The following is a 15230-nucleotide window of genomic DNA, read 5'->3' as shown; positions in this document are numbered from 1 at the left end:
GCTCCATAAGGCATCTATCGAGGGGCGGACGGCATAGGCTCGAATCTTGGCAAGGCTTCGATACGCTCGAGCCATCGAACGATGTTCGGGTAAGGCTCCAGCGACACACCACCTTCCGGTGCGGCGCGCGTGTAACTGTAGCATGCGACGTCAGCAACTGTCGGCACCTCGGTGGCGACGAACTCTCTCTGTGCCAGATGCTCGTTCATCACCTTGAACAGCCGATCCGCGATCTCGGTTGACCGTTCACGATCGATCGATCGTCCAAACACGGTGCCGAGGCGAGCGGTTGCCGGTCCGAAAGCGAGGGGGCCGGCAGCGACGGAGAGCCATCGCTGAACCTGCGCGAGTTCAACGGCCTCCACAGGAAGCCAGGTCCCGGACTCGTCGTAGCGACTGGCGAGATAGACAAGAATCGCATTCGAGTCAGCGATGATGGTGCCATTGTCGTCGATGACCGGAATCTCGCCGAATGCGTTCATTGCCAGAAACGTCGGCGTCTTGCGATCGGGTGGCGGCGTAGCGGCAAACTCGAACGGCAGATCGAGAAGCCTGAGAAACAACTCCACACGATGGCTGTGACCCGACAACTTGCCACCGTAGAGCCGAATCTGCTGGTTCATTGAACTCTTCTCCTGTTTGAGCTTCCTAATAGTTCTGGTCGGATCAGCCGGGAATGCCGCCGCCCGGCAACATATTGTTGCAAAAATCGCAATGATGGTGCGCATCTGTCTTGGCGCACGTTTTTTCACCGTTTTCCGCCGGCGTGCTCCGGCGAATTGGGCGATCGCTGGCGCCTGCAGCATGCCTTCGTCGGCTCTGCCGCGGAGATTTGAACCGTGGAGAGTTCGAGTCATCTGAAGCCGTGATGATGGTCATCTGAATTTCGAATGCGTCCCTCTGCCTGATGAAAAAGTTGCAACCGGTATTGCGCGTTTTCACATGGCAAGATGCTGGTGGCGCATCGAAGAGTCATGATTGCAATCTACGAGAGTGTGCTAGCGCGCTCGCCGAGAGCGCAAGTCCAAACCACGCGACCCGAACGTCGGTCGCACAAGGGGTTCTCAATGCCATTTCTTAGGTTTGATCTGATCGAGGGATGGAGTGATGGTGAGGTCCAGAAGCTGCTGGACGTCACTCATGAAGTGCTGGTTGAGACGCTGCACGTACCGGCTCGCGACCGCTATCAGGTCGTACACCTTCATCCGCGGTCTCGCGTAGTTGCGTTCGACACTGGTCTTGGTTTCGAGCGTACCGAGAGGCTGGTTATTTTGCAGTTGACCAGCCGCCCACGGGAGAGGGCATTGAAGGTCGAATTCTATCGAGTGCTGGCTGAGAGGTTGTCGTCGGTGTGCGGAATAGCGCCCACTGATCTCGTTATCAACTTCGTGATCAATGACGACGAGGACTGGTCATTTGGTTTGGGGCGAGCGCAGTTCTTGACAGGTGAGTTGCATTAGGCGGCCAGAGTTACCTCGAACACCAGTCCCTCCTTCCTGTGCACGCTGTCCGCGAAGGCGGCGTCAAATGCGATCTCCCCCACGCTGGGTTCGTGGGATATGGCGTAATTACTAGCTTTGGAGCTTGACCATGTACCGCAGGGTGCTGTTCTTCGTTTTAGCGCTGTCTCTGGACCCAATCAGCGCTGCCAGCGCCCAAACGTCTGCTCCACCTACCGTGCGGGCGTCGACGCCTGAAGAGCTCGTTGACGCCTTGGATGGCGTGTTCGGCTCACACCCCGGCGCCCGGGCCGTTCATGCGAAAGGAATTGTGCTTGAGGGGATCTTCAAGCCCAGCCAGTCGGCTTCCGCCATAAGCAAGGCATCTCACTTGCAGCAGACTGAAGTGCCGGTAACGGTCCGATTTTCGAATTTTGCTGGAATTCCCGACGTTCCGGATAATCAGGGGCTTGCTAGTCCTCGTGGATTGGCAGTCAAATTCAAGCTGCCCGACGGCAGCGACAGCGACATAGTGGCCCACTCGTTCAACGGCTTCCCCTCACCGACGGCGGTCGATTTCCGGGAGTTGCTGATAGCGCTGGGAAACAGTGGACCGAAGGCGACCAAACCGACGCCTCTCGATAACTATCTGGCTAGCCATCCCGTCGCGAAGGCGTTCTTGACTGCATCAAAACCAGCACCCGTAAGTTATGGCACGCTGCCCTATTACGGTGTCAACACGTTCAAGTTCACCAATAAAGAGGGGCGCGTCACTTTTGGCCGCTATCAATTTCTCCCGATGGCCGGCGCTCATTTTCTGAGCGACGATGAAGCGAGCAAAAAGGGCAACGACTACTTGAACGCTGAAATCCAGACACGAGTTGAGCAGGGTCCGGTGGACTTCAAGTTGGTGATTCAAGTTGCTGCCCCGGAAGACAAGCTCGATGATCCATCAATTGCATGGCCCGACACCCGCCAAATTGTAGAGCTGGGGACCGTTTCGGTAAGAGAGGTCGTACGAAACAACGATGCAGCACAACAGGCATTGCTATTCCTGCCAAACGCGCTTCCATCTGGGATCGAGCCGCAAGATCCCATGATCGATGCGAGATCGGCCGCCTATCCCATCTCATTTGTGCGCCGGCAGAAATAGCAGTCGACAGAAGCCGCTAACCCAGATTCAAGGCGCCTCGCTTAGACCCCCTTCGTTGACCGAGCGCATCGAGATCATCGCCGCCATCAAGCCGTATCTCTATCACCCCGTGGTGCTCGCCAAGCTGGCGCTCGACAAGCATGCCGAGCCGCACACGTCGCGCGCCTTCGAGATCGAAGGGAATTGCAGATGGCCTTGGAAACCCGGAATTTCGAGACGCTGGCGTTGCACGGTGGATCGTACCGCACCGATCCCGCCACCGGCGCAGTGGCGGTTCCGATCTAGCAGACCACGTCGTTCCAGTTCGAGAATGCCGATCACGCCTCGCGCCTGTTCGCGCTCGAGCAACTCGGCCCGATCTATACCCGCATCGGCAATCCGACTCAGGATGCGTTCGAGACGCGGCTCGCCGCATTGGAGGGCGGGGCGGCTGCCCTTGCCGTCGCCTCGGGGCAGACTGCCTCCGCCTTCGCGATCTTCAATATCGCGCAGGCCGGCGACAACATCGTGTCCTCGACCGATCTCTACGGCGGGACCTGGACGCTGCTCTCGCAGACCCTGAAGCAGTTCGGCATCGAGGTCCGGTTCGTCGATCCCGCTGACCCCGAAAACTTCCGCCGCGCGACCGACGCAAAGACGCGGGCCTATTTCGACGAGACGCTCCCGAACCCCAAGCTGAACGGGTCCCGAGTCAAGGAGGTCGCGGATATCGGCCGCTCGCTGGGCGTGCCGCTGATTCTCGACAACACGGCCTCGCCACTGATTGCGCGTCCGTTCGAGCACGGCGCCGCGGTGGTGGTCTATTCCACGACCAAATATATCGGCGGCCACGGCACCGCGATTGGCGTCGCCATCGTGGACGGCGGCAGTTTCGACTGGGCGGCGGATGCCGACCGATTCCCGCTGCTGAACAAGCCTGACGAGGCCTATTCCGGCCGAACACAACAGGTCTCTGGCCTAATTAGCGTATTGAGCGGTTGGGCGCGGGCAGCTCTTCGATTTGCTATCCCTTTGGCGCCGCGGGCGGACGCTGCAATTTGGATGGCGTGAAGATTTTTCGCAAGATTTATCTTTGGCGAAGCTTTTTCATGATGTCAGATCCGAAGGCGAGATCGCCAACGAAATTCATGGCCGAGAACGTTTTTCATGGGTTTAAGCCAAGCACCTACATTTTTTAGGTCCCGTGAGCGTTTTTCATGACCGGAGGCTGCCAGAGACCGCAACCCCGCCGGCTACGCAGCGCTGATTGACGCCACCGGCTGTCTGTCCCCCACGTGCTTTCCGCCAGTGGAACAAAACACCGCATCATCGAGCAAGGAGGATGGCGCATCTACACGCCACATGCCGCCGGCCTTGAGGGACATCTCACCTTCGCGCTCAAGAACGAAGGACTAGACCTTGCCATTCTGAAGCGGCTCTTCCTCACCGTGAAGGAGGATGAGATTGCGGACCTCGTGAACCAGAAGCCGAGTGGGCTCAACACGCGCCGCATATGGTTTCTCTACGAATGGCTGTTGGGGCGCGAGCTCAATCTCCCCGCAGCAGACAAGGTCTCCTACGTCGATGCCGTCGATACCGAGCTCAAATATGCGAGCTCCGGACATAATTCAGCACGGCACCCGCGTCCGCAACAATCTACCGGCACGCCGGACTTCTGTCCGCTCGTTTTCAAGAGGCGGCTTCGTCGGCGAGCATGACCGCGAGACGCAAAGACCCATTCCGGATCATGTCAGCGCACGTCACGACGATATCAGCCTAGCAAGGCGGTGTCGGAAGATATGTGCAGCGGCGGACAGATGACCTTACGTTCAGTGGACCAGACGGGTACCGACATTGCGATGTTTCCCAGCATGAATTTTCCGGCGCCCACAAGCGCGGACGTTCTTGAGAGGCTCAGAAATCGGCTTCTCGAAACTCCGACATGGTCTGGCCCCGACATGTCGAACTGCAGTGCGGGCATTCAAGCGCTAAGCCTCCACGCAGACCTAACAGGGCAGTTACAATCATTCTGGTCCCTCGTCAGCTTCTCGAAAGCTAAGCCTCGTAGCGAGATCGTGTTTATCCAGGTTCGGCGTTAGCTGCTCAGATTTGTCAGGAGAATCGGATGGATGCGTTCAACCACCTCCACCCATTCGAGGCCCCAGATGTCGAGCGGGCGTACGGCGACGAGCTGGAACAGCAGCAGGATTACCAAGCGGGGTTTCAGCAGCACCTGAACGAGTTGCATCCGCACGAGCGCCCGCCCCAGAATTCAAATAGCCTCGGCGACCGCGACGTTGTGTCGAACAGAGATGCGGATTTTTTGAGAATGCCGCACGGGGATCGCGTCGGACAAGGCACCTCGCGGTTGCCCTCGGATTCGCCCGCCTTCTCGGGACAAGCGGTCAATCAAGATCTGCTTTTTCCGGCCGCGGATCGGGGTGGCCAATTGCTAGCCGGCAGTTTCAGTCTGACGGATAGTTGGCACGGCGTGGATGCAGCTGCCGATTGGCCGACGCAAAGTTTCGATCAGGAGGAGCATTGGTGGGCGGAGCCCGCTGATGTGGTGCCTGAGTGGCCAACGACCCCGGCAATTCCTTGGCAGCAAAATCTCGGAGCATCAATCCTCGCCCGACAGCTCCGGCCAGGCGATGGCAGTACGACGGACCTTGAAGACCCCGTCCTCAGGCAATCGCGGCTCGACCACATCTTGGACACCTGGGCCGCCGAGGAGGGGCAGACGGAAGACGAAGACCGCCAAGAGGCCGTAAGACGAATAAGAGTCTGGGCAGAGGCCGGCGACGTCTATGCAGGGCTGGACCTGCATGATCTGGGCCTGACGACACTGCCCGCCGCCCTTCCGCCCGGGCTCCAGTCGCTCAACGTCAGCGACAACGAGCTGGTGCGCCTGCCTAACACCCTTCCGTCCAGCCTCCGGACGCTTGGCGCCAGCAACAACCGGTTAACCGGCCTGCCCGACACCCTCCCGACCAGTCTCCAGTCTCTGGTCATCAGCAGCAACCAGCTGACCGGGCTGCCCGAAACGCTTCCGGAGAGCCTTTCGACACTCGCCGTCTGCAGCAATCGGCTGACCAGCCTGCCAGACAACCTGCCGGCCGGGCTCCAGGACCTCGATGTCCGTGGCAACCTGTTGACCCGCCTACCCGACGCCCTACCGTCCGGACTTCAGTCGCTTGCCCTCGGCAGCAACCGGTTGACCACTCTACCTGACACTCTCCCGCCCGAACTCAAAGAGCTCGAAGCCGACGGCAACCGTCTGACCAGTCTGCCCGACACTCTCCCGGCCGAGCTCCTGTTGCTCTTCGCCCGCGATAACCGGCTGAACAGCCTGCCCGAGACGCTCCCGTCTGAGCTCCAGAGACTCCACGTCAGCGGCAACAGCCTGTCGAGCTTGCCCGAGAACCTCCCGACCGAGCTCCAGATGATCGAGGCACGCAACAATCGGCTGACCAGCCTGCCGGAGACCCTGCTAACCCGGCTAGGTTCTGGATGCATGGTTTATGTGGAGGATAATGCGCTGCCCGAGCAGGTGCGGACGAATTTGGCGGCAGCCCTGAATGCGCCGAGCTATGCCGGCCCGCGGGTCTTCTTTTCAATGGGGGGAAGAACGATGGTGGACCAGGAGCGGCCGCTCGCCGATGCGGTCGCGGACTGGTTGAAGGGCGAGCCGGAGACGATCGCCGTCTGGCAGAACTTCGCCCACGAGGAGGGGGCCCCGGAATACGCGCTCTTCCTCGACAAGCTGCAGAAGACTGTGAATTATGACAATCCTGAATTCCGAGAGACGGTGGCCGAGGATCTACGGCAGGCGGCGATCAGGCCGGAATTGCGGCGGCAGTTTTTTGAGCTGGCCTACGGGGCGAGCGAGACCTGCCAGGATCGCGTCACCCTGACCTGGAACGGCATGCAGACCGCACGTCTGAAGGCTGATGTCGAAGACGGAGGCTATGACGATCGGCTCGGCGAACTCATCCAGCAGGCGCGGGTCCTGTTCCGCCTGAACGCGCTCGAGCCGATCGCCCGTCAGAAGGTCGACTCGCTCGGATTCGTCGACGAGATCGAGGTCTATCTCGCCTATCAAGTCAAGCTACGTGAGCGGCTGGACCTGCAGCTCATCGCTCCGGACATGCGATTCTTTGATGTCGCCCACGTCACTGAAGACGACCTCACCGCAGCCGAGATCCAGGTGCGCAACGAGGAGGCGGCGGGGTTCGCCGACTATCTGGCAACTCGCTGGCAACCCTGGGAGATGGTGGTGAGTCGGATTGCCCCACAAGCTCATGCACAGATGGAGGGCCGACTCAGGCAGGCGATGGACGAGGAGTTTCCGAGCCGCCTTGAGCAACGGCTCGCCGACCATCAGCTAACCGGAGATAGCGATGCCGCGGTGCAATTCGGAGCCCAGATCGGCGAGGAGATCGCCCGCGAGATCAAGGGCGCTCTGATGCGCCAGATGCTTGGGGACCGCGGGCTTGAGCTGTGAAACGGCCATCCAATTGCGAGGAGCGTCAATTTTACGTCATGTTGTTTTCGGATGCCGGCACTCTGAATGGGTCGTTTGTTGAAAACGTTCGGCCGGCAGATCTACGCGCATGGCGGCGCTCGATCTCCCCGAAAGATGACCGCGGGGGCGCGCGGCAGCGGCCCAGATGCAATTCATCAGCTTCGCAGCTGACCGACACTATTGCTTGTTGCGCAATTGCTGCTTGGCATCAGGGCATCCATCCGGGGTGACGCGGACTGATTGACTGGCAGATCGCCTATACTAGGAGTCCGATGCCTCGCAACCGGAACGATGACAACGCGCCGCTCGGTACGATTCCAACTCTAGAGCATCCGCCGATCATGCAGCGTATCCTGCGGCGATGAAGTAGTTGCGGCATTTGGTTGCTGTCAAGCGATCAATCGCCCAAATCGCGCTCCAGAGGCCCTTCGTTCTGCGGCCTGACGCAAGAGCGCCTTGAGCTTGGCGAGGCGTTCTCGATCGGATTGAAGTCGGGGCTGTAGGGAGGCAGGTAGAGTAGGCGTGCACCCGCAGCCTCGATCATCTGGCGGACCCTTGGTCCCTTGTGGCTGGAGAGGTTGTCCATGACGACGATAGCGTCTGGCGGAAGGTCGGGGATGAGAACCTTCTCGACATAGATTGGCGTATAGTACCGCATGGGTACATCAATGCGGTTGATTTCTTCGATGAACTCCAGCGCGAAATGAGAAAATTCGCTTGATATCTGCGGTGCCCGGCAGAAATTGGCGAATTTTCCTCTTCATGACGAGGTAAGTTTTCCGTTGCGGACGGTGTTCGAAGGGCCCGGGTCCGGGTCCGGATGAAGGCTCAAGCCGAATGAGCTCACGCGGCAGCAGCTTTCTATCGATGCCGAGCAGCGAGGATGCTCCGGATGCTGCACACCAGAGTTTCTGACTCCGGAGTTGCAGAAGATGAACGTGTGGGATCGTCGCAAAGGCTTTAAGTCTCTCCCAGGCGCGACAACTGGAAGTGATCGGGCATTTCGGCTCGCTCCGATCGGGTTCCGTGTTGGTCGTCTCCAAAGCGTCAGCGCGGCACGGTGTGTGTCTTCCCAGCCGATCGCCGCATTTGCCAGAATTTCGAGGCAAGGTCACTCAGGAAAGCGGCGCGCAGGACTGAGGAGCTAGCTCAGGTACGACCTTGTCCGAACCGTACCAAAGACACGCTCTCCGCAACATGGATAACGCGAATGTTAAACGTGCCGCCGAATCTTCGCGTCGCCCTCAAATTTGGCGGTCCCTTCGAGCCCTCATCGACAATCCCTTTCCGCGTTTGCGGATACTTGGTGACAACACTCCGCTCAAGATTGCGATAAAAGGAATTTACTAGTTTGTTCTGATTGGAATTAAGCGAGTCCTGTTGTGAGCACTTTCCAATTTATCCATACCGGCGACATACATCTGGACAGCCCCCTGAGAGGCCTGAGCGGACAGGAGGGGCCAGCGGCCGAGCGTATTCGAACGGCGACCCGAACTGCCTTTGAGGACCTCATTACTCAGGCAATCGATAGACAGGCGGCTTTCGTGGTCATCGCCGGAGACCTCTACGACGGCGATTGGCGCGATTTTCACACCGGCCTGTTTTTCGTTCGGCAGATGGGTCGTTTGCGGGGGGCGAAAATCCCCGCCTTCGTGTTGCACGGCAATCATGACGCCGAAAGCCAAATCACGAAGCGGCTGACGCTTCCCGACAATGTTCAGGTGTTTAGCTATCGAAAGCCTCAAACTTTCAAGCTCGATGATTGCCGCGTCGCCCTTCACGGTCAAAGCTTCCGCCTGCAGGCGACGACGGAAAATCTGGCAGCAGCCTATCCCGCGCCGATCAAAGGCTATTTCAACATCGGCGTGCTGCATACTGCACTCGGCGGAATGGGTGGTTCTCACGAGAACTACGCCCCTTGCACGCTCGAAGAGTTGGTCAACAAGGGGTACGACTATTGGGCGCTCGCGCACGTGCATCAGGGCGGCGTACTGCATCGAAATCCGCACGTGGTGTTCTGCGGCAATCTACAGGGGCGCCACATCCGCGAAGCCGGCCCGAAATCGGCGCAGCTCGTTACGGTCCAAGACGGAGCGATCGAAGGCGCTGAGCTGCTCCAAACGGATGTCGTGCGGTGGATGCATGTCGATGTACCGGTCAGTGGTAGCGCGCGGTTCGGGGATGTTGTAGATCAAATCAAACGCTCGATCGACGAGGCGGCCAAGAACGCAGAAGGCCGACTGCTGGCTTGTCGCATCAAACTAACTGGCCCGACGGCTCTTCACGCCGAGCTGATGGCGTCTGCGCCGCAATTGTTGGCTGAAGCGAGAGCCGCAGCACTGGCTCTTGGCGAAGAGGTTGCATGGATCGAACGTGTGATCAATGCGACCGTGCCTACGACGGCCGTTTCTATCCAGACAGAGGGCAGCGCGATCAACGATCTCAAAGTCCTACTAGCTCAGGCTGCGGGGGATTCCGATCTCCAGGCAGAAATCGCGAACGATCTGGGCGACCTTGTCCGCAGGCTTCCTCACGACGCGGCACTTGATATTGACGATGTTCTTCTCGAAGCGGTGATCGCGAAACAATACTCGGTTGTGATTGAGCAGGCTGGCGAATATCTGAGCGCACGTCTGACTGCGGAAGGGCGTTGATCCGTGCGTATTCGTTCTCTTGACCTGATCCGTTACGGACATTTCACCGGCGCGACGCTTCATTTTCCGTCAGGCGAACCTGACTTTCATGTCGTGTACGGCGAGAATGAGGCTGGAAAGTCGACGACGATGTCGGCGATTGAAGATCTACTCTTCGGCATTCCCGGGCAATCATCCCGCAATTTCCTGCATGAGAATGCGGCGCTGCGAATCGGCGCCGCCCTAGAACGCGACGGCGCGCTGCTTTCGGTCCGGCGTCGCAAGGGCAACAAGGACACGCTTCTCGGTCCGGACGATCTGCCGCTTGCGGCTGGCGATGGCCTGCTTGCTCCTTTGCTCGGCGGGATGGACCGCGCGTTTTTCTGCCGGATGTTCTGTCTTGACCATGAGCGCCTGCGGGCTGGCGGGCGGGATATCACCCAGGCCAAGGATGATATCGGCGCGGCATTGTTCGCCGCCGGGGCCGGCGTGTCAGGTCTCCGCGATCGGCTGGGTGCGATGCAGGCAGAGGCGGATGGGCTCTGGGCCAGCCGCAAGGCGGGACACCGAAAATACTACCAAGCGGAAGACCGCCTGAAAGAGGCTGATGCGGCGTTGCGTCAACACATGGTGAGCGTAAACAAATGGCAGGAATTGAAATCCGCATTTGAAGAGGCGCGCGGCCTTTGCAATCAGATCGAGAAGGAAATCGAAGAGCACGTTTCCGAACTTGCGAAGATTTCTCGAGTCCGGCGCGTATATCGCGGTGTGCGTCGGCTTCAAGAGATTGAAACCGAGATAGCGGACCTCGGCGCGGTGGTCGAATTACCTCCGGACGCGGCTAGGCAATTTGAGGAGGCCTCGGGCGATAACGCTGCTGCAGAAGTGCGTATAAGCGCATTCCGCGAACAGATCGCAACAATCGGCACGGAAATTTCCGGACTTGTGGTTGACGATAGCGTTCTGCTCCACCAAACGGAGATTGAACGACTTTCGAAGCGCAGCATACAGCTTTCTTCGGGCCGGGCGGACTTACCGAAGCGGCGGGCCGAACTCGCCGCAGCGGAAGAAGTCCTGAAGCGCGCGGCGATTGAACTGGGGTGGACAGGATCCATCGCCGACCTGGTCGAGAGAATTCCGCCGCGGGCCAAGGTTGCGGCAGTCCGCGGACTGTTGACATCGCGTGGCAGCCGATTTGCCGCCGTTGATAGCGCTGAAGCGGCGCTAGAGGATGCCAACGAAAAACTCGCCGATATCCAGGCACGGATGGAAGCGCTCGGAGCGCAGAAAGACCTTTCGGTGCTGGCTGGGGTCGTTGAGTCCATTCGTGCTTTTGGCGATCTCGATGCGCGTCTCCTGAGTATCCATCAAGAGCATCAGGATGCCGATAGATCATGTCAGCGGCAAATGGCTGATATGAATCCGCCTATCGTGAGTGAAACGAGTTTGCAGGCCTTGAAAAGCCCAGCGGAAGAGGCGGTAAGGGCGCATCGCGATGCTGCCCGCGAGCTTCGGGCGCGTATTCAGCGCCAGCAAGCTGTGACGCGTGAGCTGACGCGTACAGTCGAAAACAATCGAAAGTCTTATGCTCGTCTTGTGTCAGATGAAAAAATTGTCGGCGTTGAGGAGTTGAAGAAACTCCGCGAACGGCGGGATGCCGGATGGTCTATCATCAGGCGCAGACATGTCGACAAGATCATGGTTCCAGAATCGGAGGAGCTCGCTTTTACAAGCGGCGAGCCGCTGCTCAATGCCTATGTGAAGGCCATCGAAGACGCCGACACCGCGGCGGACCGTCGCTTTCAGAATGCGCAGTCGACGGCTGCGGCCATGGTGCTGGCGCGGCAAATCGCTGACGAGCGAGACGTCCTTGAATCCGCCAAGCAGGAGCTTTTTTCGTTAGCCGAAGAGCAGAAAGCGTTGGCCGAGGCTTGGGCGATCCTGTGGAAACAGGTTACCGATAACCCGCGTTCTCCGGACGAAATGCTGGATTGGCTCGATGCGAGGGCCGACGTGCTCGATCAAATCGCCAAGCGTGACGCCGCGCTTCATGCAGAGTCCTCGCTCCAGCAGCAAATTGCGAAAGCCAAGCAACAGCTCGCCAGCTTGATGGCGGACACGGCAATCGCAGCCTCCGCAGATAGTCTGCCGCTGAACGGAATTCTTGGGGCTGCCGAAGCGCGCCTTCGCGCGGAGGAGGGCAACACACAAAAGAGGAATGAACTCGCGCTCGAGGAACGGAAGGTCGCAACAGAAGTCGAACGCAGGCGCGTGGCTGTTGAAAACGCTGCGAAAGAGCGTGATGTCTGGAACGCGCAATGGAAGGAGGCCCTGAGGGGTCTCAATCTGTTACCCGAAGCCCCGCTTGAGACCGTTCAAGAGCAAATCGAAGCAATCGATCAGATGCGGGAGACGTCTGCCAAGATCGCCGATTTGAAGCACGAGCGCATTGGAAAGATCGAGCGGGACATCACGGCGTTTACGGAGGATGTCGAAAAGCTCGTAAATGCGATCGCGCCACGGTTTTCCGGACAGAATGCAGATGAAGCAATCCTTCAACTCCATGCGCAATTGAATGCGGCGAGGCAGACTGTCGTGTCCCGCGACGAAAAAGCTGAGGCGATGCGGGGCCTGCAGAAGAAATTGGAAGAATGCGACAAGTCTAGGACGGACGCCGAGGCCGTAATAGATGGCCTCAAAAGGGCCGCAGCCGTCGATTCGATCGACAGATTGCGAGCGGCTATTCTTCAGTCCGATCTACAACGCGCGCTTAGGGATGAGCGATCGCGCTTGCGGACCACGCTTGAGGCTGATGGCGATGGGCTTGGTGTCGAACAACTCGCTGAGGAATGTCGCAGCGCCGATCCCGATCAAACAACGGCTCGGGAGCAAACGCTAAAGGCGATACTCAAAGATGTCAGGGAACGCCAGCTGATCGCCATTCAGAGTCGCAATGATACTGAGCGTTTGTTCGAAGCCGTCGGCGGTGACGCCGCTGCGGCCAAAGCTGCTGGTGATCGTCAGCTGGCTTTGGCCGAGATGAAGGAGGTGGCGGCGCAGTATGCCCGCGTTCGCTCCGCAACCATCATCCTGAGGTGGGCGATCGAGCGGTTTAGGCGCGAAAAGCAGGCACCATTGCTCAAACGGGCAGGGGAGCTGTTCTCTATTCTGACCGGCGGCTCGTTCCAACGCCTTACGCTCGAATACGACGAAAAAGACGTGCCACATCTGGCGGGCGTGCGCGGGGACGGTGGAGCGGTGTCCGTATCAGGTCTCAGCGAAGGCGCCGCCGATCAGCTCTTTTTTGCGCCGCGCATTGCTGCCGTTGAAGAGTATCTGATGCATGCTGCGCCGGTGCCATTTATCGCCGATGATCTTTTCATCAATTATGACGATGCGCGCGCCTCGGCCGGTTTCAGGGTGTTGCAACTGCTTGCGGAGAAAACGCAGGTGCTTTTCTTCACCCATCACCAGCACCTGCTTGATGTGGCGTCTACTGCGTTTGGCAGGAGTGTTTCGACGGCAACGCTTGAGCCTCGCCGACATCAAATGAAGAATGTTGCTTAGATGGATTACAGAATGCATGTCTCGACATCATTATCGCTATGTTCAAACGCAGTCCGCGATGCGGAGTTTGCGTCGACATGCTTCTCGGACTTCGCTTGGGGAAGATCAATCCCGGAAAGTTCACGGTCCTGAGGCCCTTCGTCGCCGCGACACCAAGCGTAACCTGATCGGCTAAGGGCTAATTTCAGATTTAGCGAGGACGCAATCCTCGCCGAAATTGTTCCATTCACTAAATCTCATGGGGATGACGACGGCTGTAGTGGATACAGTCCGCGTTGGCCGGGAAGGGACTGTATGGCGGCCAAGAGCGCGCCGGAGATGGCGCAGGAATTCGCGCAGGCGGCGCTTAGCGCCACACCGGTGATCATTCTGGGCAGCGGCGCCTCGGCTGCACACGGTGTGCCCGGCATGGGCTGCCTGGCGTTGCAGCTTTCCGCTATCAAGCCTCCCACGAGCTGGACAGCAGATGAGAGGAGCGAATGGGATAAGTTCGTCGCGCAGCTTGCGGCCGGCAATGATCTCGAAAGCGCCCTTCAGGCCGTGCGCCCGACGGAACGCCAGACCCAGTTCATCGCCACCGAGACCCGCGCTGTCCTGCTGCCGCACGATCTTCGCGTCCTCCAGACGCTTATGGCGGATCGGCGCGCGCTACCCCTTTCGCGGCTGTACCGCCATCTCTTCGACAGCACGCACAAGACCGTCCATGTCGTCACGCCTAACTATGACCAGCTTGCCGAATATGCGGCCGATGCCGTCGATGTAAGCACGTTCACCGGCTTCAACTACGGTTATTTGCAATCGCGCGCGCGCGCTTCGAACACGCGCGTTTTCGTTAATCGGACCCGTACCGTTGCCGTCTGGAAAGTGCATGGCTCTCTCGACTGGTTCCAGGATTCCGCTGGCCAGATCATCGGCGTTCGCGGAATGCCCGAAGTGCCGGCCGGATACTCGCCGCTGATGATCACGCCGGGCATCGATAAATACCGGCTGACACATGGCGAGCCGTTCCGAACGATCTTGGGCTGCAGCGACGCCGCGCTGGAGAACGCCCGCGCCTATATCGCGCAGAGGCAGCGACACCGAAACGGGGATGGCATTTTCCCACGCGAGCCACTGCTTGTCATACTCGAAATCGATTGCGCCGCTGCTCTCGCGCCGCAGCCACCCGACCAGCCGTGCGTTGAGATAGACGTTGAGCGGCGCGCGGGCAGGACGACGCGCCATCAGAACAGATCCTCAATCGCTTCAGCCGTCAATTGGGTGCGCGGCTGGATGACCAACTCGAGGTCGAGCGCGGCCAGCGCATCTATCAAGATGCGCAGCTTTCTGCCGCCGGTAGCGCCTGATCCCGGCGCCGATTTGCTGGGGGGGGGGCGGGCAATCGTATCCATAAGCTGCATACGCAAACGCGTATATACCGTCAATATACGCGCCCGCGAATATCGGCCGATTATGCTTAATACGCAATTGCGTATGCCACGCGATCTGCACTCTGACTAAAAACTGAAGCTGATCGATGTAGAGCTGGTGGCTCGAATCTGCCGGTCATCTCATTTCTGAGATCGCAGTCGGGCGTACGTCGCCTTGATCAGCTCGTCCAAAGCCGCAGCGGCGTTCTCATTGAGATTGGGATCTTCGCGCAGGATGGACGAGATCTGGGTCAAAGGGCTGGCCGCGCCGAAAGCGACCTTCCGCTGCCCCATAAAGCGGTCAGCCGGCAGGCCAAGCCATTGCGTAAGAGCTGCCAAACTGTCGACGTCGGGACGCCTACCCTGGGACAAACGCGTTAGTGTTGAGGCGCTTACACCCGATTCCCCGGAGACATCCTTCCAGGTCAACCGCCGGGCGATCCGTTCTGCATCGAGCGCGGCATGAAGAGCGGCGACGTCGAACTGGGCAGGGTCAGAATTTTTCGATTTCACTCTTGCAATTCT

Annotated in this window: 11 protein-coding genes and 2 pseudogenes; 7 read left to right on the top strand and 6 right to left on the bottom strand. The window is 59.0% G+C overall.

Annotated features, from left to right (window positions below; genetic code table 11):
• Positions 1-14: 14 nt before the first annotated feature.
• Entirely contained in the window at positions 15-623 is a 609-nt protein-coding gene (locus tag XH84_RS06095; RefSeq protein ID WP_128948041.1) for a glutathione S-transferase, read from the bottom strand.
• A gap of 43 nt (positions 624-666) precedes the next feature.
• Complete coding sequence (locus XH84_RS06090) at positions 667-879, bottom strand: hypothetical protein (RefSeq protein WP_128948040.1); 213 nt, start codon at positions 877-879, stop codon at positions 667-669.
• A gap of 188 nt (positions 880-1067) precedes the next feature.
• On the opposite strand from XH84_RS06090, the gene XH84_RS06085 reads away from it, so the two are divergent.
• The 5 genes and pseudogenes from XH84_RS06085 (at position 1068) to XH84_RS06065 (ending at position 7075) form a co-directional block, all read left to right on the top strand.
• Positions 1068-1460: a tautomerase family protein gene (locus tag XH84_RS06085; protein ID WP_128948039.1), complete on the top strand. Its 393-nt coding sequence runs from the start codon at positions 1068-1070 to the stop codon at positions 1458-1460.
• A 130-nt stretch (positions 1461-1590) separates the two neighbouring features.
• Complete coding sequence (locus XH84_RS06080) at positions 1591-2592, top strand: catalase family peroxidase (RefSeq protein WP_128948038.1); 1002 nt, start codon at positions 1591-1593, stop codon at positions 2590-2592.
• A gap of 189 nt (positions 2593-2781) precedes the next feature.
• Positions 2782-3528 (top strand): annotated as a pseudogene (locus XH84_RS06075) (PLP-dependent transferase); the annotation flags it as partial.
• 338 nt (positions 3529-3866) lie between these two features.
• Positions 3867-4289, top strand: coding sequence for a hypothetical protein (locus XH84_RS06070; RefSeq protein ID WP_208757047.1), 423 nt, complete (start codon positions 3867-3869; stop codon positions 4287-4289).
• A gap of 407 nt (positions 4290-4696) precedes the next feature.
• Positions 4697-7075, top strand: coding sequence for an NEL-type E3 ubiquitin ligase domain-containing protein (locus tag XH84_RS06065; RefSeq protein WP_245471611.1), 2379 nt, complete (start codon positions 4697-4699; stop codon positions 7073-7075).
• 360 nt (positions 7076-7435) lie between these two features.
• On the opposite strand, the pseudogene XH84_RS06060 reads toward XH84_RS06065, so the two are convergent.
• Positions 7436-7733: pseudogene (locus XH84_RS06060) on the bottom strand (transposase); the annotation flags it as partial.
• Between the two features lie 745 nt (positions 7734-8478).
• Between XH84_RS06060 and XH84_RS06055 the strand changes: the two are divergent.
• Positions 8479-9750 carry a metallophosphoesterase family protein gene (locus XH84_RS06055; protein ID WP_128948037.1) on the top strand — a complete coding sequence of 424 codons (1272 nt, stop codon included), beginning with the start codon at positions 8479-8481 and terminating at the stop codon, positions 9748-9750.
• Between the two features lie 3 nt (positions 9751-9753).
• Positions 9754-13296 carry a YhaN family protein gene (locus tag XH84_RS06050; RefSeq protein WP_128948036.1) on the top strand — a complete coding sequence of 1181 codons (3543 nt, stop codon included), beginning with the start codon at positions 9754-9756 and terminating at the stop codon, positions 13294-13296.
• 648 nt (positions 13297-13944) lie between these two features.
• Here the strand turns inward: XH84_RS06050 and XH84_RS41790 are convergent.
• The 3 genes from XH84_RS41790 to XH84_RS06040 form a co-directional block, all read right to left on the bottom strand.
• Complete coding sequence (locus tag XH84_RS41790; RefSeq protein ID WP_245471610.1) at positions 13945-14520, bottom strand: HipA N-terminal domain-containing protein; 576 nt, start codon at positions 14518-14520, stop codon at positions 13945-13947.
• The gene (locus XH84_RS40320) at positions 14520-14696 is read right to left on the bottom strand and encodes a hypothetical protein (protein ID WP_208757045.1); all 177 of its coding nucleotides are present in this window, start codon (positions 14694-14696) and stop codon (positions 14520-14522) included. Before XH84_RS40320 ends, XH84_RS41790 begins: the two co-directional genes overlap by 1 nt.
• 150 nt (positions 14697-14846) lie before the next feature.
• Complete coding sequence (locus XH84_RS06040; protein ID WP_128948035.1) at positions 14847-15218, bottom strand: helix-turn-helix domain-containing protein; 372 nt, start codon at positions 15216-15218, stop codon at positions 14847-14849.
• Between the last annotated feature and the right edge of the window lie 12 nt (positions 15219-15230).

This window comes from Bradyrhizobium nanningense (assembly GCF_004114535.1).
GTDB classification, from domain to species: domain Bacteria; phylum Pseudomonadota; class Alphaproteobacteria; order Rhizobiales; family Xanthobacteraceae; genus Bradyrhizobium; species Bradyrhizobium nanningense.
The sequence above is the reverse complement of the archived record's forward strand: the minus strand, read 5'-3'. Positions and strand labels throughout refer to the sequence as shown.